Annotated in this window: 20 protein-coding genes; 13 read left to right on the top strand and 7 right to left on the bottom strand. The window is 63.4% G+C overall.

All coding sequences use genetic code 11. The features are described 5' to 3' along the window. Positions 1-84 precede the first annotated feature (84 nt). Entirely contained in the window at positions 85-1,662 is a 1,578-nt protein-coding gene (locus tag C486_RS19475; protein WP_008459325.1) for a class I adenylate-forming enzyme family protein, read from the top strand. Positions 1,663-1,683: 21 nt separating this feature from the next. Here the strand turns inward: C486_RS19475 and C486_RS19470 are convergent, their stop codons facing one another. Then, positions 1,684-2,694 (bottom strand): MBL fold metallo-hydrolase, encoded by a 1,011-nt coding sequence (locus tag C486_RS19470; protein ID WP_008459323.1) that lies wholly within the window; start codon positions 2,692-2,694, stop codon positions 1,684-1,686. A gap of 247 nt (positions 2,695-2,941) precedes the next feature. On the opposite strand from C486_RS19470, the gene tfe reads away from it, so the two are divergent. From tfe to C486_RS19455, 3 genes are read left to right on the top strand one after another with little or no spacing between them, the layout of a single operon-like run. After that, complete coding sequence (tfe, locus tag C486_RS19465; RefSeq protein ID WP_006186554.1) at positions 2,942-3,466, top strand: transcription factor E; 525 nt, start codon at positions 2,942-2,944, stop codon at positions 3,464-3,466. After that, the gene (locus tag C486_RS19460; RefSeq protein ID WP_008459321.1) at positions 3,466-4,146 is read left to right on the top strand and encodes a DUF2110 family protein; all 681 of its coding nucleotides are present in this window, start codon (positions 3,466-3,468) and stop codon (positions 4,144-4,146) included. The genes tfe and C486_RS19460 overlap by 1 nt, the downstream gene beginning before the upstream one ends. A 1-nt stretch (position 4,147) precedes the next feature. Then, positions 4,148-4,918, top strand: coding sequence for a DUF5803 family protein (locus C486_RS19455; protein WP_008459319.1), 771 nt, complete (start codon positions 4,148-4,150; stop codon positions 4,916-4,918). Positions 4,919-5,064: 146 nt separating this feature from the next. On the opposite strand, the gene C486_RS19450 is transcribed toward C486_RS19455, so the two are convergent. Next, entirely contained in the window at positions 5,065-5,520 is a 456-nt protein-coding gene (locus C486_RS19450) for a chemotaxis protein CheW (RefSeq protein ID WP_008459317.1), read from the bottom strand. A 231-nt stretch (positions 5,521-5,751) separates the two neighbouring features. Between C486_RS19450 and C486_RS19445 the strand changes: the two genes are divergently transcribed. From C486_RS19445 to C486_RS19405, 9 genes are all read left to right on the top strand, one after another. Then, on the top strand, positions 5,752-6,540 hold the full coding sequence (locus C486_RS19445; RefSeq protein WP_008459316.1) for a chemotaxis protein CheW: 789 nt from the start codon (positions 5,752-5,754) through the stop codon (positions 6,538-6,540). Between the two features lie 135 nt (positions 6,541-6,675). Further along, positions 6,676-7,038, top strand: a complete 363-nt coding sequence (gene cheY, locus C486_RS19440; RefSeq protein WP_006181855.1) for a chemotaxis protein CheY — start codon at positions 6,676-6,678, stop codon at positions 7,036-7,038. Next, the gene (cheB, locus tag C486_RS19435; protein WP_014865270.1) at positions 7,035-8,252 is read left to right on the top strand and encodes a chemotaxis-specific protein-glutamate methyltransferase CheB; all 1,218 of its coding nucleotides are present in this window, start codon (positions 7,035-7,037) and stop codon (positions 8,250-8,252) included. The genes cheY and cheB overlap by 4 nt, the downstream gene beginning before the upstream one ends. Continuing rightward, entirely contained in the window at positions 8,245-11,748 is a 3,504-nt protein-coding gene (locus C486_RS19430) for an Hpt domain-containing protein (protein ID WP_008459308.1), read from the top strand. Before cheB ends, C486_RS19430 begins: the two co-directional genes overlap by 8 nt. A gap of 34 nt (positions 11,749-11,782) precedes the next feature. Next, the gene (locus tag C486_RS19425) at positions 11,783-12,388 is read left to right on the top strand and encodes a chemotaxis protein CheC (protein ID WP_006186561.1); all 606 of its coding nucleotides are present in this window, start codon (positions 11,783-11,785) and stop codon (positions 12,386-12,388) included. Next, positions 12,385-13,653, top strand: a complete 1,269-nt coding sequence (locus C486_RS19420; protein ID WP_008459306.1) for a chemotaxis protein CheC — start codon at positions 12,385-12,387, stop codon at positions 13,651-13,653. Before C486_RS19425 ends, C486_RS19420 begins: the two co-directional genes overlap by 4 nt. Then, complete coding sequence (locus tag C486_RS19415) at positions 13,650-14,165, top strand: chemotaxis protein CheD (RefSeq protein ID WP_008459305.1); 516 nt, start codon at positions 13,650-13,652, stop codon at positions 14,163-14,165. Before C486_RS19420 ends, C486_RS19415 begins: the two co-directional genes overlap by 4 nt. Continuing rightward, complete coding sequence (locus C486_RS19410) at positions 14,162-15,070, top strand: CheR family methyltransferase (RefSeq protein ID WP_008459303.1); 909 nt, start codon at positions 14,162-14,164, stop codon at positions 15,068-15,070. Before C486_RS19415 ends, C486_RS19410 begins: the two co-directional genes overlap by 4 nt. 119 nt (positions 15,071-15,189) lie before the next feature. Continuing rightward, positions 15,190-16,479 carry a hypothetical protein gene (locus C486_RS19405; RefSeq protein WP_008459301.1) on the top strand — a complete coding sequence of 430 codons (1,290 nt, stop codon included), beginning with the start codon at positions 15,190-15,192 and terminating at the stop codon, positions 16,477-16,479. Between the two features lie 101 nt (positions 16,480-16,580). Here C486_RS19405 and C486_RS19400 read toward each other — a convergent pair whose 3' ends face one another. The 5 genes from C486_RS19400 to C486_RS19380 all read right to left on the bottom strand — a co-directional run bounded on the left by C486_RS19400 (position 16,581) and on the right by C486_RS19380 (position 20,581). Then, the gene (locus C486_RS19400) at positions 16,581-17,360 is read right to left on the bottom strand and encodes a DUF7289 family protein (protein WP_008459299.1); all 780 of its coding nucleotides are present in this window, start codon (positions 17,358-17,360) and stop codon (positions 16,581-16,583) included. Further along, on the bottom strand, positions 17,357-17,872 hold the full coding sequence (locus C486_RS19395) for a DUF7266 family protein (RefSeq protein WP_008459298.1): 516 nt from the start codon (positions 17,870-17,872) through the stop codon (positions 17,357-17,359). The genes C486_RS19400 and C486_RS19395 overlap by 4 nt, the downstream gene beginning before the upstream one ends. A gap of 186 nt (positions 17,873-18,058) precedes the next feature. Then, on the bottom strand, positions 18,059-19,435 hold the full coding sequence (locus C486_RS19390) for a bactofilin family protein (RefSeq protein WP_008459296.1): 1,377 nt from the start codon (positions 19,433-19,435) through the stop codon (positions 18,059-18,061). After that, positions 19,429-20,049: a DUF7288 family protein gene (locus C486_RS19385; protein WP_008459293.1), complete on the bottom strand. Its 621-nt coding sequence runs from the start codon at positions 20,047-20,049 to the stop codon at positions 19,429-19,431. Before C486_RS19385 ends, C486_RS19390 begins: the two co-directional genes overlap by 7 nt. Positions 20,050-20,053: 4 nt before the next feature. Next, complete coding sequence (locus tag C486_RS19380; protein WP_008459292.1) at positions 20,054-20,581, bottom strand: DUF7287 family protein; 528 nt, start codon at positions 20,579-20,581, stop codon at positions 20,054-20,056. Position 20,582: the final 1 nt, after the last annotated feature.

The raw sequence follows: 20,582 nt of genomic DNA, 5'->3' as shown, positions 1-20,582 counted from the left end.
GCTCGGCCGGGCTCGCCAGCTTGCTTCCGGTCCGCGTGTGTTGGATAGATAAGGTTTTAAATGTGGTCGGGGGTACCACAATGCATGGACCTGACGGCGATCGACGACGCTGCGCGAGCGGGCAACGTCGCGACCCTGTTCGATCGGACGGCAGCTCACCACGGGGACGCACAGGCGATGGAACATCACGGCCGGCGCTGGACCCACGCGGACGTCCGCGACTGGACCGCCGAACTCGCCGGCGGCTTCCACGGGATTGGCCTCGAGCCCGGCGATCGAGCCCTGCTGTTCTTGCCGAACTGTCCGCAGTACCTGATCGCCTCGATCGGCGCGTTCAAGGCCGGCGTCGAGATCTCGCCGGTCAATCCCCAGTACAAGCGCCGCGAAGTGGCCTACCAGCTGGCGGACACGGACGCGAGCGCCGTCATCACCCACCCCGCGCTCCGGGATGTCGTGGCCCAGGCGACCGCGGACGCCGACATGGAGCCCGCGGTGATCACCATCCGGAGCGAGGACTGGGAGCGGGACCCGGACGATCACGCCTTCGAGGACCTGCGTGGCGAGCCGACGCTGGTCGAGCGGGCCGACGACGACGTGGCGCTGTTGCCCTATACCTCGGGGACGACCGGCGATCCGAAGGGGGTCGAGCTCACCCACGAAAACACCCGTGCACAGCTGCTGTGGCCGCTGACCGCCTCGAACGTCGATGTCGAGCCGGCGGCCGTCCGCAGCCTGACCTGGCTGCCTCTCTACCACATCACCGGCTTCACCCACACCGCCCTCCAGCCGCTGGTCGGCGGCGGCCGACTCTACTTCCGGAGCGCACTCGAGTGGGACGCCCGGGAGTGTCTGCAACTCATCGAGGACGAGGGGATCACGCACTTCGTCGGCGTCACGACGATGTACGCGGATATGGTTGCGCTCGACGACTTCGGCGAGTACGATCTCAGCAGCCTCGAGTCGGCCTCCGAGGGCGGTGCGAAGCTTTCGACGGCAGTCCAGGAGCGGTTCGAGGAGACCGCGGGCGTCGATATCGCCGAGGGATACGGTCTCACCGAGACCCATGGCGCGACCCACACGCAGTCGGGGTCGACCTTCGGGCTGCAACACGGGACGATCGGCCAACCGCTCCGGATGACTGACTGCAAGATCGTCGACGACTCGGGTGTGGAAGTCGGCCCCGGCGAGGAGGGTGAACTCCTCGTCCGCGGCCCGCAGGTCATGGCGGGTTATCACGACATGCCGGAGGCGACCGCGGCTGCCTTCACCGAGAACGGCTACTTTCGGACCGGCGACGTCGCCCGCCGCGATCGGGACAACTACTACGAGATCGTCGACCGGAAGAAACACGTCATTGTCTCCGGTGGGTACAACGTCTATCCCAGCGAACTCGAGGACCTCATCCTGGAACACGAGGCCGTCGCGGACGTCGCCGTCGTCGGGGTTCCGGACGAGCGGCGCAACGAGGTGCCGAAGGCGTTCGTGATCCCGTCCGAGGGCGTTGCTCCCGGCAGCGACGTCACCGCCGAGGAGATCACGGAGTTCTGTCTGGCAGCGGTGGCCAGCTACAAACATCCCCGCGAGGTCGAGTTCGTCACGGACCTGCCCCGGACGACGAGCGGCAAGATTCAGAAGTACAAACTCGAGGAGCGTGAGGAGTAGGTCGCCGGTTGTCGCGCGGTCCTACGCCATCCGGTAGTACCGGACGCTGTCCGTCGTCTCGAACGTGACAGCTCCACGCCGTTCGAGCGTGCCGACCGCCCCGAGCGTGTCGAGTACCGGCGCGTGATAGCGGACGGTCCCGACGCGTTCCTCGGCGATCGCACGGGGTGTCGCCGGCTCGATCGCCTCGAGCGCCGCCCGCGTCTCCGCGAGTAACGTATCCAACCGTTCTCGCGTGGTCTCGACGACTCGCTGGGGGTCCTCGAAGACAGGGCCGTGGCCGGGAAAGACGTGCGTCGCAGCCGTTCCCTGGAGTCGGTCCATGGCCTCGTAGTAGGCGTCGACGGCCTCGTAGGCACCGCGGTCGAAGCCGACGTGGAAGGCCCCCGCGCGAAACGGCTCGATCAGCGCGTCGCCGGCGAACAGCACGTCAGTCCCCGCGACGGTCGTCTCGAAACACAGGTGATCGACTTCGTGGCCCGGCGTTTCGAAGACCCGGAACTCGCGACCACCGACGACGAACGGTTCGGTCGGATCGATCGGCCGGGCGCTCTCGGCGTCGACCAATCGGCGGTCCCGACGACGCGAGTCGAGTTCCTCCTCGAGTACCGTCTCGAGGTCGTCGTCGTAGCCCGCCGACCGCGCCGTCTCCCGGAGGCCGGCCCGGACGGTGTCCAGCTCGGCCTCGAGTCGGGCGAGCCCTGCCTTCGGTGCGTGAACCGTCGCGCCAGCCGCCCGGAGCGTGGGGAGTTGGCCGATGTGGTCGCTGTGGATGTGGGTCACGAGCACGTGGTCGATGTCGGCCGGGACGGCGTCGACCTCGGCGAGCCCCTCGCGCAGTTCCGTCTCACCGACGCGGTCCGAGCTGCCGGTCTCGTCGGGTGCGCCCGCGTCGATCAGGATCGGCTCGGGCCCCTCGAGCAGGTAGGCGGCGACGTGTTTGGGCGGCCAGGGAACGTCGAACTCGAGGCGATGGATCCGCGAGCAGGCGGTCTCCGACCGAGCGCCACCGCAGGAGGCATCGGGCGTCATTGTCTCGAAAACGCTGAGCCAGCATCATAAGCATCGCGCTCGACCCCGCCGGCGGTCGTGTCGGTCAGCGCGTTCCCGACGAGCGATGGGGGCTTCTGTACTGCGTTTGCCGCCTTCTACCGACGGGTGTGGCGTTCGGCATCGGTGGCCGCTGTCGCTTCTCGCGCAGGCGGCCGATAGCGTACTGCGCCACCGGGGCGGGTCCACTTGACAAGCTTTAATGGCTCCATGCCGTTACATGCGGGTAATGGCTTTTGAGGACCTGCTCGAGGACCCGGTGATCCAGAAATATTTGCACGAGCTGGTCGGTCCGAAGGGGATGCCCGTCGCGGCGGCCCCCCCTGACGGCGAGGTGACCGACGAGGAGCTCGCGGAGGAACTCGACCTCGAGTTGAACGACGTGCGGCGCGCGCTGTTCATTCTCTACGAGAACGATCTCGCCACGTATCGGCGACTGCGCGACGAGGACTCGGGGTGGCTGACGTATCTCTGGACCTTCGAGTACGACAACATCCCGGAGAACTTGGAAGAGGAGATGTATCGGCTCCACGAGGCCCTCGACGAGCGCCGGGAGTACGAGCGCAACCACGAGTTCTACCTCTGTGAGATCTGCTCTATTCGGTTCGAATTCGGCGAGGCGATGGACTTCAACTTCGAGTGTCCCGAGTGTGGTTCGCCGCTGGAATCGATGGATAACAACCGACTGGTCGACGCGATGGACGACCGCCTCGACGCCCTCGAGGACGAACTCAACATCGACGCGGACGCCTAATGGTCGTACTTGCAACGAAACTCTACGTCGACGGCGAAGCCCGCGAGCGGTCGCTGGATTCGCTGCGCTCGCTGGTGACCAACGAGATCGGCGAACTCGACGCGGAGTTCGAGATCGGGATTCGGCACGACGACTTCCCGTCGGTAACGATCGACGGCGACGACGCCACGGTCGCGCGGAACGTCCTCCGCGAGGAGTTCGGCGAAATCGTCCCCGATCTCCAGGCCGGCGACACCTATGTCGGCACCCTCGAGTCCTGGGACGAAGACGGGTTCGTCCTCGACGCCGGACAGGGTGACGGCGTCCGGATCCCGGTCGACGAACTCGGACTCGGCCCGGGGTCGGCGACCCAGATCCGCGACCGGTACGGACTGGTCCAGCATCTGCCCCTGCAGTTCGTCTACGGCGGCGCGGACGACCCGTCCCGTCTCGCCGAGGCCGAACAGGACCGCCTCTACGAGTGGACCCGCGGCGACGGGCGACTCAACGTCAACAGCGCGACCCGAGCGGAAGTCCGCGCCACACTCAACCGTGCGGGCCACGCACAGGACTACGTCACCGTCGAGCGACTCGGACTGCTCGAGCAAAGCGTCATCTGTACCGAAAACACCGATCCGCCGGGCCTACTCGCGAGCGTGGGCGAGTATCTCCCGGCCGAACTCCGCTGTGTCGTTCCCTAGTATGAATCGACGGCTCGCTCTCGCGGCGCTTGCGGTCGCACTGCTCGCGACGCTGGCCGGCTGTTCGGCGTTTTCCGGCGGCATTTCGGACGAACAGCTCGATCAAGACGGGAACTACAGCGAGCTGCGTGACAGCGACGCGGACGTCGCCATCGAACTTGAGGACGGCAATCTGATCAGCGACGGCGAATTCCAGGCGGTCTACGATCTCAACGGGTCCGAAGAACTGTCGCTGTACCGGTCGACGCTCTTCCGCGAGGAACCCTTAGAGATCAACAGCGTCCGCTACTGGTATCCCAACGGGACCGAGCTCACGGGCTCGGAACTCGAGGTCGAACAGGGTCGATCGGAGACGACCGTACAGGTGCCTGACGAGAACGGGACGCTGGCGTTCGCCGGCGACGCCGGCCGGAAGACGTTCCGGTTGCCGGCCTACGTCGAGGGGTCGTACGAAGTGACGGTTCCGGAGGGGCATCGAACGTCGAACTTCCTGTTCGGCGATGTCGCGCCGAACGGCTACGAACGAGAGATCGTCGACGGCCGGGAGCGCCTCTCCTGGGATGATCTCGACAGCACGATTTCGCTCCGGTACTACCTCGCGCGGGACGTGCCGCTGTTCCTCGGCCTCATCGGCGTCGTCGTCCTGCTCGGCGGTGTCGGCATCGGCTACTACTACTGGCAGGTCAAGCAACTCGAAAGGGAGCGCGAGGAGTTCGGCCTGGATATCGACACCGACGACGATTCGGACGGCGGCCCGCCCGGACTCCTGTGAAGCCTCTGGGACGAGCGGTTCGAGACGCTGCGGGAGCCTACGGAACGCGTCGATTGCCGCCCGATCCCGCTGTCCCCCGCTTGTTCTGCCCGGCGAATTCGGGCGATCGCTCGTCGGTTCCGAGCCTCGACCTCGGAGCCCGGACGCTATCCGTGAATTGCCTGTTCGTCGAGCCAGATGACGTCGCGTTCGTCGATCTCGAGCTGTCCCTTGACGTGGCGCGTCTGTATCCGTGGCGGCTCGAGTGAGGCGGTTGGAACGTCTCTGGTCACGCCGACGCCGTCGATGAGCCAGCCGTAATTGTGGTCGTTGCCGTCGGTGGCGGAAAAGACGAGCAGTTTCGGATGGTCGACGCGAGCCACCGTCTCGAACGACGACCCGAACACCCGCGGCAGGTCGACGACTCTGATCCGTTCGCCGGCGACGTGGATCGTCCCCGCGTGCCACGGATCGTCGGCGTCGACGAGCGGGTCGTCGTCCGTGACGCCGAGCACGGAAGTGATCGATGCAGCCGCGACGCAGTATCGTTTCTCCTCGAGGGTGAACGTGAGGACTGTGACACGCTCGTCGCGTTCGGTCCGCTCGGTCGAAACCGATTCCATTTCGTCTAACGGATGGATGGCCGGAAAATAAGCCTTCTGATAGGCGCTCTGTTAGCGCTGGACCGCACTCGGGTGCCCCGGGTGAACGATCCCACCACCCGACGAGGGCGATCCCGGTCAGACGACGAATCCATGCGATCGAGTTCGTTTCGCGATCGGAGCTGTCAGTGACTGGCACAATCACGGTGGAGTCAACGTTTTATTGGTGGACCCTGATACACGAACAGGACCATGGCCCCGGACCTCTCGGAAAAACTTCTCGGACTCGATATCGACGACGCCGATCGGAACGGCGATGCAGCCACCGGCGACGGCGAGGAGGAACTCCATCTCCAGTTTCTCTTCGTCGGCCTCGGCGAACACCGACTCGCGCTGCCGGTCGGCGCGGTCAGGACCATTACCGAACCGCCGACGGAACTCACTCGAGTTCCGCGGTCGCCCCCGGCTATCGAGGGACTGATGGACCTCCGTGGGGAGATCACCGCAGTTATCGACCCCTGCGTTCACTTTCCCGTCACCGAATCCCGATCGGGGCGTGAGCGACTCCTCGTGCTCGACCGGGCGAGCGACCAGCAATCGGTTGCCATCCGGGTCGACGAGGTCATGGGCGTCGAGTCGGTCCCCGAAAGCAACATCTTCGACGAGGACACCGTCGAGAACAGTGACCTCTCCGGCGATGTCCTCGAGCATCCCCTGATCGCCGCGCTCGTCACACAGGAACGGGAGCTACACGACGACGCCGACGGTGTCGTGACGGACGACGCTGCCGACGCGACGGCCGGACCCGACCTCGGCGGCCCTGCGGGGACGGGCGGATCGATGGCGCTGTCGTCGACACGCGGGACGAGCGGTGGAATCGAGGAATCGATGGGGGAGGCCTTCGAGGTCGAACCGACCGACGAGGCGGCCGCCGAACCGGCCGAAGCGGAGGATGACGATTCGACACGGGAAGTCGTCCTCGAGGCGACTGCATTGATCGATGTCAATAAACTGTTGTTGGCGTCCGGGCAGTCGGAATAATTGCCACAACACACGGCTCGGGATCCCCCACGGTGACTGTCCTCTCCGGGGCGTATTCAACGCTTATCACGTCTGATAATCGAGAGACAGCATTTATGGTAGTTGTATCTCTACGGGAGTTTGGTGTACTACTGAATGTCGACAGGGGTGCTCATCGTGGACGACTCTCATTTTATGCGGAATCTATTGCGCCAGATCTTGGAACAAGATTACCGCATTCTCGGAGAGGCGTCCAACGGCGCTGAGGCCGTCAAACTGTACAAAGAACACGACCCCGACATCGTCATGATGGACATCGTGATGCCCAAATGCAACGGCATCAAGGCGACCGCGGCGATCAAGAAGATCGACCCGGACGCCCGCGTCATCATGTGTACGAGCGTCGGACAGCGTGAGAAAATGAAACTCGCCGTGAAAGCTGGCGCGGACGGCTACGTCACGAAACCGTTCGAGGAACCCAGCGTCAGAAAGGCCCTTTCAGACGTCGTCGCTGCATGACGAGAGTACTCGTTGTCGACGACTCGAGGTTTATGCGGACAGTCATCGGCAACGCGCTCGAGGCGGCCGGTTACGATATCGAAACGGCGTCGAACGGCTCCGAGGCCGTCGAGACCGTCGCCACGTTCGAGCCGGACGTCGTGACGATGGACGTCGAGATGCCCGAGATGGGCGGTATCGACGCCGTCGAGCGAATCATGGCGACGAACCCGACCCCGATCCTCATGCTCAGCGTGCACACCGAACGCGGCGCTGAGGCGACGCTCGATGCCTTGGAGCGGGGTGCCGTGGACTTCCTTCACAAGCCCGACGGCTCCGACTCGCGGAACATCGCCCACCTCAGCGACGATGTCGTCGACGCGGTCGGCGAACTCGCCGAGGCCGACGTCTCGTCGGTAGCACTCGCGCGAGCCTCGGCGGCAGCCTACGCGACTCGCTCGGAACGCGCCGACAGTGCAGGGCGGGGAACGACGACCGGCAACGCGGTCGCCGGCGGCGGGGCGGAGACTCGACCGAACCCCGACTCCGGGACGATCGATCCCGAGGCGGGACCGGAGATCGGCGCACCTATCGATCCGGACGAGGACGCGGCTCCGGTCGCCGTCGACGGCGACCGCGCCGATGCACCGACGATCGTCCTCGGCGCGTCGACCGGCGGGCCGAAGATCGTCGAACGGCTGTTCGAACGACTCCCGGCCGATCTCGAGGCGAAAGTGCTGGTCGTCCAGCACATGCCACCCGGATTCACCGAGCGGTTCGCCGACCGACTCGACGCGAACAGCGCGTACGATGTCAGCGAGGCGGCGGATCGAGACTGGGTCCGCGCCGGCGAGGTTGCGGTTGCGCCGGGCAACCACCATCTCGAGGTAGCACGCAACGTCAACGGTGCCCTTCGCCTGCGACTCGACGACGGCACGCGCGTCCACGGCGTGCGACCGTCGATCGACGTGACGATGAAGAGCGCCGCCGACCGGGTCTCCGATGCGCTCTGTGGCATCGTCCTGACCGGAATGGGCCGTGACGGGGCGGCCGGGATCGAGGCGATCAAGGCCGCCGGCGGTCGGACCATCGCACAGGACGAGGCGACGAGTCCGGTCTTTGGCATCCCCTGTCAGGCAATCGAAACGGGCTGTGTCGATACGATCGCGCCCGCAAACGGCATCGCCGAGGCGATCGTCGACGCGTTCACGACGGACGGTGAGAACGATGAGTGATTATCTGACAGACTTCGTTCAGGAGAGCGAAGAACGAATTACGGAACTGAACAACGCCTTGCTCACCCTCGAGCGCGAGCCCGACAACGAGGAGGCGATGGAGAACATCTTCCGGATCGCACACACCCTCAAGGGGAACTGCGGGGCGATGGGACTGGAGTCGGCCAGCGACCTCGCCCACGCGATCGAGGATCTGCTCGATGCCGTCCGCCGCGACGAACTCGATGTGACTGCGTCGTTGATGGACGTCGTCTTCGACGCCGTCGACGAACTCGAGACGATGGTCGGAGAGGTCGCCGAGACCGGCGAGATCCGGACCGATCCGTCGGCGACGATCGACGCGCTTCGTGAACACCTCCCCGATGGTGATGGGACGACCGCAGGATTCAAAACGCCGACGGCAGATGAAATCGATGACGTCTGTTCCGGGTTCGAGCCGCCGGCCGACGACGGTCACGACGTTTATCTCGCCCGCCTCGCGATCGCACAGGAAGCGGGCATCAACAACGGGGAACTGGTCGTCGATGCGCTGATCGACGCCTTCGATCTGATCGGAACCGAGCCGCCCCGCGAAACGATCGAGACCGGGGACTACGGCGGGAGTTTCGATGCGGTCTTCGGGACCGCGGTCGGCGAGGCTGCGATCGCCTCGGGACTCGACCCGGTCGAGGAGGTCGACGAGTTCGAAATCGTCGACGTCTCCGATCGGTTCGAGGGTGAAAACGCGGTCGCAGGCGCGCCCGAGGCGGAGTCGGCGGCCGCTTCCGGACCGGGTGACGGCATCACGCCCGACGAGGCCCAGGACCTCGAAGTCGACGACCTCCTCGACGAGTTCAACGAGTTCGATAACTTAGACGAGATGGTCGACGACGTCGAGGACGAGGACCTCGACGCGTTCGAGGACATGGGTGAAGCCGGGTCGTTCGACGATCTGCTGGACGAAGAAGACATCGAGGAACTCGACGCCGATCCGGGCGAGCCGCCGAGTGGGGCCCGCGAGGATGCCGGCTCGAGCGACGGGACCGTGGCGTCGACGGCCGACGACGCGGCCGGAGGCGACGCGTCGTCTCCAGCCGACGCCGACGACGAAGTCGACGACGCCGGCGCGGTCTTCGATGAACTCAAAGACGAGGTCGAGATGGTCGGATTCGACGAACTCCAGGACGAACTCGAGGAACTCGAGTTCGACGAGTTCGACGAAGAAGAGGAGGTCGATATGGACGAACTCCTCGGCGAGGATGCCGACGACGACTCGTTCCTCGACGACGAGGAGCCGTCGGCGGACGCGGTCGACGATATCCTGGTCGGCTCGGAGCCGGACGGTGAGCCGGACACGGACGAGGCGGACGACGAGATCGGAGCCGACGACGCGCTCGACGATGCCGTCGACGAGGTGACGTTCGATGCCGACGAGACCGCGGCGTCGATGGCCGACGATGCGGGATCGAGCGATGAAGCGACCGCCGCGCCCGAGTCGGATGCGGAGACGGTCGCGGAAGACGGTGTCGACGATTCGGCGGTGGCCGAAGCGGAGCGCGGTGAGACGGAACCCCAGGAAACGGGTCCCGACGAGCCGGTCACCGACGACGGTGCTGTAGCGAGTGGCGCTGCCGACGATGTCGCTGCGACCGAGTCCGACGATGACGCCACCGGCGAGACGGCCACCGCTGCGGCCGGTTCGGACGAGTCGGTCGCCGTCGACGAGCGTCCCGATTCGGGCGACGACGGGTCGGCCGAAGACGCAACTGCCCCTGCAGCCGATGAACCCACAGCGGCCGACGACTCGTCCCCGCAGACCGATCTCGAGCCCGACGACGCGATGGCCGACACGGGAGACGGGGCTGTCACCGACGGACCCGACGACGGCACGGCGTCCGGGACCGACGACGCGGCGACGGCCGATTCGTTCGGCGGGGCCGATGACGATGTCGAGCCGACGCCGGCCGTTGACGACGAGTTCGAGACGGCCGACGACGAGTCGGACCCCTTCGGTGACAGCTTCGCGGCCGATGTCGATGACTCGTTCGCGGACTTCTCGGCCGATGTGACCGACTCCGAGTCGGAGTCTGACGACGGCTTCGACAGCGGGTTCGACGAGCAATTCGAGGGCCAGTCCGACGACGAGGCGTTCCCCGGAGCCACCGAGTTCGACACCGACTTCGAAGAACCCGCGTCGGATGTCGAGACCGATTCGGACTCGAGCCTGTCGACCGCCGCATCGTTCGGCGACGACGGGAGCGGGTCCGAGACCGACGATTCCGGCGATGTCGTCCGGACCATCGACGAACCCGAGATGGAGATTCCGGACATCTCGTTGCCGGAGACGAGCGATCGTTCGGACGCCGCCGACGAGGACGACGAGATCCAGTCGGTTCGCGTCGACATCGAACAAGTCGACTCCCTGCTCACGCTCGTGGAGGGACTGGTGACCAGTCGCGTCCGCCTCCGCCACGCGGCCGATGCGGACGACGACGGCACGGCTCTCGACAAGGAACTCGACGCGCTGTCGGATCTGACGGGCGATCTGCAGGAGACGGTGATGGATATCCGACTGGTGCCGCTCCAGACGGTGACGAGTCGTCTGCCGCGGGTCGTTCGCGATATCGCCCGCGAACAGGGCAAGCAGGTCGCCTTCGAGATGAGCGGCGAAACCGTCGAACTGGATCGGAGTATCCTCGATCGGATCGGCGATCCGCTGATCCACCTGGTTCGCAACGCCGTCGACCACGGGATCGAAGCACCGGAGCGGCGCGAGGAGATCGGCAAACCACGCGAAGGGACCGTCGAGGTCCACGCCGATCGCTCGAGCGACCGTGTGACGATCACGGTCGCGGACGACGGGAGCGGACTCGATCCGGATCGGCTCCGTGATGAAGCCGTCAACGCGGGGGTTCTCGACGCGGACGAGGCCGCCGCCCTCTCCGACGGGGAGACGTACGATCTCATCTTCCATCCCGGGCTTTCGACGGCCGACGAGGTGACTGACGTCAGCGGCCGTGGTGTCGGTATGGACGTCGTCAAACGGACGATCGAAGACCTGGACGGAACGGTCTCGATCGACAGCGACGAGGGAGAGGGGACAACCGTCACCATGACGCTTCCGGTGACGGTTGCGATCGACGAAATCCTGTTCATCGAGAGCGGTGGCGAGGAGTTCGGGATCCCGACGAAGGCCGTACAGGACATCGAGTCCGCGACCGCGATCGAAACGGCCGCCGGCGAACCCACGCTCCACGGCGACGACAGCGAGTCTCCCGTCATCGAACTGGCCGATGTCCTCGAGACGCCGGCTCCCGGTGCGAACGGCGACGGGATGGTCGTCCGCATTCGCGACGAGGTCCGCGAGGTGGCGCTGCACTGCGATCACGTACAGGGCCAACAGGAGGTCGTCGTCAAGCCCTACGAAGGCGTTATGAGTGGCATTCCGGGGCTCAGCGGTGCAACGGTGCGGGGGAGAGGGGAAGTAGTCAACATCCTAGACGTGACGACACTATGAACGAACGCGAACACCCACACCTACGGAGGAATTCATGACGATGATGGTTGATATACGAAAGCTGAGCTTCATAAACGAGATGGCGAAAGTCGGGACGAACGGCGTTGCCGACAACATGAGCAAACTGACCGGCGAGGACGCCCAGATGGAGGTGACCAAGACCAACTTCATCGACGTCGACGACATCGAGTCACAGCTCGATGCCGGGAAACGAGTCGGCGTCCGCGTCCGGCTGCTCGACCCCCCACACGGGCACATCCTCATCCTCTTTCCCGAGGCGAGCGCGAAGAAGATCACGGCGATCATGCTTCGCGACGTCGTCGACGACATGGGCGATGTCTCCGGGAAAATGGCCCGCAGTGCCGTCGAAGAGATGGGCAACATGATGGCAAGTGGCTTCATCGACGGCTGGGCGGACGTGCTCGGCCGTGCGATCGATATCGCCGCGCCACAGCTCGTCTACGCACAGACGGGTGACATCGTCACCCGGACGGCCAGTCTCGGAGGCGACGATCTGGCACTGTTCTTCGACTCCGATCTGTCGGTTCCCAGTTACCAGATCGAAGCCGAGATCTACGCCTTCCCCGACTTGGGAGAGTTCGTGGAAATGGTCAACGGCATCGAAGTCCAATCCGCATGAAACTCGACGTCAACGCACTCGGTACGTTCTACCGGATGGCTCGAGAGGGGGCTGGACTGGCGGCGGGCCGACTCACCCATATGCTGGGCGTCGAGACAAAAGTCGGCGTAACGAAGCTCAACTTCATGCGCGGCCAGGAGATCCGGCGCGACTTCGAGGACGCGACGGAGAAGGTCGGCGTCCGCGTCAAGCTGACCGGCGGGATCGAGGGCTACTCGGTCGTCGTCTTCGAGCGCGAGAACGCGCTCCGAATCGTCGAAACCCTGCTCGCGGAAGCCGGTCCCGACGCGGATGTCGACGCCAATGTCGACGAGCTCGACGGCTTCGACGAGATGACCGAGAGCGCGGCCACCGAAGTCGGTCACATCATGAACAGCGGCTTCATCGACGGCTGGGCCGACGTCTTGGAGACTGTCATCGATGTCTCGACACCGGAGTTCGTCGAGGGACAGACCGCCGAGCCCTTCTTCGGCGACATCGACGAGGCACCGGCCGACGACGACCTCGCCTTGCTCTTCCAGAGCCAGATCGAGACCGTCGGGACCGAGGTCGGCTTCAGTCACTACCTCTTCCCGAAACGCGAGTCGATGTCGAAGCTCCTAGAGCAACTGCGCACCAGCGAGGGCATCGAGTACGACAAGCTCGACGGCTTCGATCGGATGGCCGAACGCGGTGCCGAGGAGGTCGCCAAGACGGCGACCACGCTGACCGGTATCGATACCAGCGTCGACATCCGCCGGCTGAACTTCGTCTCGCTCGAGGCGATCCCCGAGCAGGTGGCAAACGAGAAGCTCGTCGGGGTCGCCTTCGAATTCGACGGCATGCCAAGCGGCTATCTCCTCTTCCTGTTCGACGAGGAGTCGGCCCACGAGATCGTCGACGCGATGGTTCCCATGGAGGTCGATGAGGACGGGTTCGGCGAGATGGGCACCAGCGCGATCAAGGAACTCGGGAACATCATGGCAAGCGGGTTCCTCGACGGGTGGGCGAACGTCTTGGATACGACGATCGACCACTCCACGCCGGAGTTCATCCACGACATCGGTGCCGCGGCCGTCGATCCGGTCATCATTCAACTCGGCGAGAATCAGGACTTCGCGTTCGTCTTCGACACGGTCGTCATGGCCGACGGTCGGGAGTTCGACTGTGAAGTGTACGCCATCCCCGACGAGTCCGATCTCGAGCGGGCGCTGAACAATTTAGACGTCGATCGGATCGAGGAGACGCCGACGACGGCGGAGTTCCAGGAAGTCGATAACACATGAAAACATACGGCACCGAACCAGGCGCACCGACGCCGGTCCAGGTCGGCATCTCCGAACTCGTCGTCAGCGACGGCGACGACACGCTCAAGTCCTACGGCCTCGGGTCATGTCTGGCCATCGCCTTGTACGATCCGAACACCAATATCGGCGGCTTGGCACACGTCATGTTGCCCGACGGCGACACTGCGGACAACAGCGACCGCAAACCCGGCAAGTACGCCGATACGGCGATCCGTGCGCTCCTCCGGCGCATGGTCGAGCAAGGTGCAAACTACACCGCCGTCGAAGCGAAAATCGCCGGCGGCAGCGACATGTTCGAATTCGAGAGTTTCGGCGACGGCGTCGGACAGCGAAACATCGCCGCCGCGAAGACGGAACTCGAGAAACTCGGCGTCCCGCTCGAGGCGGAAGACGTCGGCGGCGAATACGGTCGAACCGTCGAATTCACGCCCGGAACGGGCACGCTCGTGGTGAAAACGTCCGACGGCGATAACGGAGTGACGGAGCTGTGATCGGTGACGGCGCTGGCGACGCCGGCACAGACCCCGACGACGGTGACCGTGACGACGAGGTGTTCGCCGATCTCCTCGCGTTCGTCGAAGACGAGCTGTCGTTCGCGACCAGTCACTACAACGACAGCTACCTCGACCGGCGTATCTCCTCGCGGATGCGACGGACCAGAAACGAGACGTATCAGGAGTACTTCGAGCACCTGCGAGCCGATGCCGACGAACAGGAGGCGTTGCTCGAGGCGATGAGTATCAACGTCACCGGCTTTTTTCGGAATCCGGATGTCTGGTCGGGGATTCGGACCGTCCTCCGGAAGCTGTCCGCGAAAGAGACGACCGTCCGAGTCTGGAGTGCCGCGTGTGCCGACGGCCGAGAACCGTACTCGCTTGCGATGCTCGCGCGTGACGATCCCAAGATCGACGAGTCCAGCGTCTACGTTCTCGGGACCGACATCAGTACACCGGCGCTCGAAACGGCTCGGAACGGCGTCTACGAGGAATCACGGACGGTTGATTTCGACGAGCAACTCTCCTTTCTCGACGACTACCGGCGGTACGTCGATGTCGACGGTCGGACCTACCGTATCAGTGACGAGATCAAGCGAAACGTTCGCTTTCAGCGCCACGACTTGATCAACGACGACCCGAAGTCGGGGTTCGATCTCGTCACGTGCCGGAATCTCTTCATATACATCGACAACGCGTACAAGCGACCGATGCTCGAAACGATCGCCCGGTCACTTCGAACGGACGGCTACCTCGTCATCGGCAAGGCCGAGACGATCCCGCCATCGCTCCAGTCGGCGTTCGCCGTCCGCGAGGCTCGCCTGCGAATCTACCAGCGGGAAGGACGCGGCACGGGCGGCGGGGCGGCCGACCGCCGTCCGAACTCGAACTCCACGTCGTAGCGGAGACGGGACGTGGAACGCATTGGCGATGTCGGGCTACCTGCGAGAACCCGTGCTGTGGTTCACAGGTCGGAGAACAACCACTCGTTACATGACGGTTCGCCGAATACTCCCGACGAATGCCTTCGCTCGACCTTCGACCGTTCGTCGTCCGCACTGCGGCGCTGATCGACTCTTCTCCGCCGGCATCTCGCGGTGAAACCCGCACGTGGCTCGTCGAGCCTTTCCTCGAGGCCCTTGGCTGGGACTGTCGTGGCGACTCGTGTGTGACCGACCGGACTGTCGACGGGACGCGAGTCGAATACGTGCCGATGGTCGATTCGGTGCCCGCGCTGCTCGTTGCCGTCGAGGCCTACGATACGTCCCTCGAGGAGTCACGTGCCACCGCGCTGCGGGGGGCGATGAGCTGGACGGGTATTGACCGCGCGATTTATACGAACGGCCGCGAGTACCTCCTGCTTGCGGGCGCGTCTGATATCGAGTACCATGCTCTTACTCTCTCCGAACTCGCCGACGCGGAGTCGACAGTGGATGACTACTCGAGGGCAGCCCTCGCTCGCAGACTCACGCACCACTCGCGGAACCACGTCGCCCGGCGACTCGCACTCGAGCGGCCCCGTGTCGTCGACTCGATCGTCGAGCAACTGACGACGGCCGCCGTGCAGGGCGATGCCTACGCCGACGAATTCGATGCCGCGGTCGACCGATTCCTCGACCAGCTCGTCGTCGCGTTCGCCGACGACAGGACAGGATCGAGAGAGACCCGGACCGACGTCTCGATTCGATTCAGCGAATCGGCGGTTGCTGGAGACGAGGAGACGAAGGACACCTGCGGAGCCGACTCTCGATCCGGATCGACCGCCGACTCTGGCAGCGACGCCACCGACCCGGGAACGGACGCGACTCGAACCGAACGCGGGAGCACTACGGGCTCGAACGCCGACACTGCCCGCGAAACCGGTGTGAACGACGCAGTGGAGACCGAATCGGACGACCGGTCGAAGTCGACTTCCAACGGCGGATCGGACGGCTCGACCGCTGCCGGCGACACCGGTACCGACGGCGGCGAATACGTCGTCCGATTCTTCAACGATCGCGGTTCGATCGGCGCGATCGGCCACTCGACGGCGGAGGGAGCACTCGTGGAGGCCGCCGAGTACCTGTTCGAGCGCGGCCTCTCCGGTATCGACGTCCCGTGGAGCCCCGACGACGCCGACGGCACGGTTCTGAACGCCGCTCCCATTCACGCCGACGGCTCGCCGATGACCGCCCCGACACAGCTCTCGAACGGTCTCTATCTCGCGACCGGGGGTGAGCCGGACGAACGCGCCGCACGCGTCGAGGCGCTCGCCGCTCGAGCGGGATTGCGGGCGATGCTCACGGGGGACTGGGACGATCGGACCGCCTGAAACGATTCCGACACCGATCGGCCAGCCGTCCGGGTCGGGTGTGTAGTGACGGTCAGTGGCGACGAGAGCGCCGACGACATCTCGGAGAAATAACGGCGAGGTCAGTACTTGACGTTGGCGTCGACGACCGTTATGACGACGCGGAGGTCACTGCCCGTGCTTTCACCACAGGTCGCTTTGGGGGTCGGACTGGCTGTATCGCGTTCCCAGCCGGACCGTTCGAACGTCGCGTTCCAGGCGGTGTCGTAGTCCGTATCCGCCGTTACCGTTACTTCATCGACACCGCTTTCGATCTGTGTCTTGCGGTCCGTTTCGTTCATCGTGACCTCGAGCGTGCCGCTACTCTGTATCGACCCGTTGTTGGCCTGGACCGAGGGAAGCGTAATAAGAACCGATTCGTTCCCCTCGTCACACGCCAGCTGTGGCCGCTTGAGAACGACGCTACCGCCGTTTTCGGCGGACCGAACGACGCCGCCACCCTCGTACACGATCCTATCGGACCCGGTCGTATACGCGAACTCGCCGAGCGTCACGGGACTGGCATCGGCGGAATCGGTACCAACACTGATGTCGAGTTCTGTCCCGTCGGAGTCGCTCGAGAACGTCCCTTCTCGAAGGGATAATTCGCCGCGTCGCTTGTCGATCCCGTCGTATCGCAGCACGTCGTTGAAGTTCTCCGTGAGCGCTTCCATCGCTCGTTCGGAGTTCCGTAGCTGCTCGCCGTCGCTGTAATCGGTCATCGCTTGGAAGCCGGTCATCGACAGCAACATGACGGAGCCGATGATGATCGCGAATACGAGGGCGAACGCGAGGACATCGGAGACTGCACGATCGGGGCCAGGATGTCCAGCGCTCGTCTCGCCGATTCGGTTGCGTCTCATCGTGTCCCTCCGTGGATCGATATCTCACTGGTAGTCGGATCGCCAGTATCCGAGCGATGGCGGATTTCGATCGTGCCGCCTGCCACTGTCTTCGAGTCGTCGTCGATTTCCGCGTCGATCTTGACCGGAACGTAGACGACGGTGTCGGCGTCTGTCGCCGTCAACTTCAGACACTCGGTCGACCCGTCGAGAAACCGTCCGTCCCCACACTCGCTCGCGGGGAGCAATTCGACCGTGTACGACGAGCCTGCAACTGTTCGCGGATGATCGGCAGTGGCGGTCACCGTGTCGTTCGTCCCGATCGCCGCCCGGTCGACGTTCGACAGTTCGTCGCTCAGGCGCTCGCCGACCGTCTCGAGTGACAGCCGCGCGCTGGTTTCCTTTTGGTTCTCGAGGAGCGTGCCGCCGGCCATCAGGAGCATCGTGATGAGTACCGTCGTGATAGCGATGGTCAGCGCGTGCGTGACCGTGATCGAAACGCCGCGATCGGCCTGATGGAACCGGTCACGCATCGACCGACACCTCCGATCGGCGGAGAGTGATACACTCGAATTGATTATATCCTGATGTAATTTGATGTGTGACTTCGATCGGGTTCTTTTCAGAGGGATGGATCAGTTCGGATTCGACTATAGTGTCTCGAACATATGGACAGGTTATTTCAAGTGGTCGTTTCATGTGATTGGTGTTTCTGATGCTCAATCGTTGATCTCTCCGTGGACGGTTCCATCGCTGACAGTGACAGTTCCGTCAGCAGTCACGTCACCGTAGACGACGCTGCCACCATCAATATATACATCATCTTTCGCGTATATGTCTCCGCGAACGACACTGTTTGTTCCCATAGAAATACTCTTATCAGTAGATATATCTCCACTTATTTTCGCACCATTGTCCATAGTTAGCTCTTCTGTATTGTTGATATCTCCGATGAGTTGTCCCTCGTCAATATCGATATTTTGTGCCTGAGTTACACGACCATAGAGTGCGCTTTCATCGGTTATATCTAGATCTCCATCGATTTTCACTTCCCCAACGAGAATACTTTCATCAGCAATATCGACGGTAAAGCCGCTTCCATCGGCCTTTTTGATATCACACTCAGTTATCTTACCATCATCAATTGTCGTCGAACCGCCAGTAAGATTGAGATTATCACAGAACCCGTCCGGAACTCGCCCGAAGGGATTTTGACTCCCTTCACCGTAGAGAGGAATTCGCTGTAACCGCGTGTACGAAACCTCGGTCGAGGTATACGTGACGTCCGCCGCGATGTCCCACGCGCCGTCAATAGTATCGATCCCGTTCCCGTCTATTTCCTGGTCTCCTTTGACGACGAGTTCGTACGAGCCGTTGGCTCCATCTTCATCTCCCAGGGACAGTTCGACTTCGTCGTATGACTCGTCCGGGTCGATCAATTCGAGTCCGCACTCCTGTCCCCTGATCGTTCCGCGAACGAAGTCTATCCGAGAGGGTTGTGGCATGGGTTTATTTTTGTAACACTTCCCGGATTGCATCATATAGCCACTGCCGGTCTCTTCGATCGTAACCTCATTCAGGTTGCCGTTGCTGTTAACGGACCGGACAGTTATGTCACCCTCACTCTTGTCCGGATCGAACTCGAGGGCGAAGTGACCGACGCGTCGCGTCGTGTTGGTCGCGGACTCGTTGTTCATCAAGTCGATAGATCTGCTTTCGATGGAGTTCGTTGCAACCTTTGCCACCATGACGACATCGACAGACTCGATCCGCGTGGCTGTCGGGCGGCTACTCGCCGTCGTGTTCAGATACGACTCCGCGTACTCCGTAGTAATGACCCTCTCGAGAGTATCATCATAGTCACTGCCCCAACGAATGTTCCCTCGATGGGCGACACCCCTGAGTCCGTTCTCGAGTTCCTCGTTCGTCACTTTGGCATCGGGGCCGGTCCGTCCGGTCGGGCCGGAGGAGACGGTTTCGGTGGCGAGCACACCGTTGTAGACGACGACGGCTCCCAGAATGATGAACGCGAGGGTAATCGCGCCGACGAGGAGCAACTGCCCGCGATCGCGATGTCGGTCGGAGACGGTTACCATGCGACCACCCGGACTTCGACGACGTTGTAGACCGGGTTATCCGGTCTGTTGTCCAACTCCGAGATCGCCGACTCGCTCTCGTTGAGATCGCTCAGCGTTCGGTCCCGGTCCGGAGTCACGTACTGATCGTCGTACAGCGTTACGGTATAACTGGCCGTGATGCTCGACGGCGGGGGCCCGGACTGGTAGACCAGCGTTTTGTTCTCGCTCCCTTTCGGATGGATTTCGACGTTGTATCCACCGCCACGCTCGTTGAATCGATCGTCCAATATGCTCCCGAGCGTCGATTTGTTGGCGAAGGTATCGGGATGGTACCGTCGGTAGTCCCCGCTCTGTGCCAACTGTCCGTCGGCACCTTCGAATCCTCCCTCACCGTCCCAGCGACGGATCGTCTCCGAGAGGTTTCCGTCTTCTGCCGCGACGACCAGTGCGTCCAGTGCTTCCTGTTGTCTCTGTGCCTGGTCGGCGCGGTCGATGCCGCCGGTCGACGGCATGATCACGACCGACTGCAGTGCGAACAGGGTCGCCATCAGCACGACCATCGCGCCGATGAACCCCTCGAGCGTGTAGGCTTGTCCGCGATCGCCGCCGGATGGAATATCGGGGCCGGCCATGCTATCACCAGACCCTCACGACGAGTCGACAGGCGGGATCACACTCGTCGACGTCGCCCTCGAGCGTTACGATCCGTGCCGAACTGGCTGCCGACTGGTTGCTATACGGTTCCCCAGCGGTTGTCTCGGGGTGTTTGAGCGTCGTGCTATTGTTCACATATTGTAACGTGACGTTCAGACTGTCGTAAACGTGATCCTGATCGTTGCTCGCACGGAGTCCGAGCTGCTGGGTCAGATTCTCCTCTCCGGCATACTCCGTAAAGTCGATCTCGTTACCCGATCCCGTTCCGAGATCGTCGACGATCCGGTCCGCGATCCGGTCTGCCTGTGCCGTCTTCGCACCGTTCGACGACTCGTACGGGGTGATAAGCGACGGGAGAAACGAGAAGACGAAGGCGATCGCAAGCAGGAACACGCCGATCCCGACGGCGAAATCCTGCGTGGTCTGGCCCCGATCCGCGAGGGAGATCGAGATCGTACGGGGTCGTCGTTGTCGGTCCCGTGTTCGTTCACATGGACGTTGTTCGCTCATA

It is taken from the genome of Natrinema gari JCM 14663 (genome assembly GCF_000337175.1).
In the GTDB taxonomy this organism is placed as follows: Archaea; Halobacteriota; Halobacteria; order Halobacteriales; family Natrialbaceae; genus Natrinema; species Natrinema gari.
This window is presented reverse-complemented; position numbering and strand designations above follow the sequence as displayed.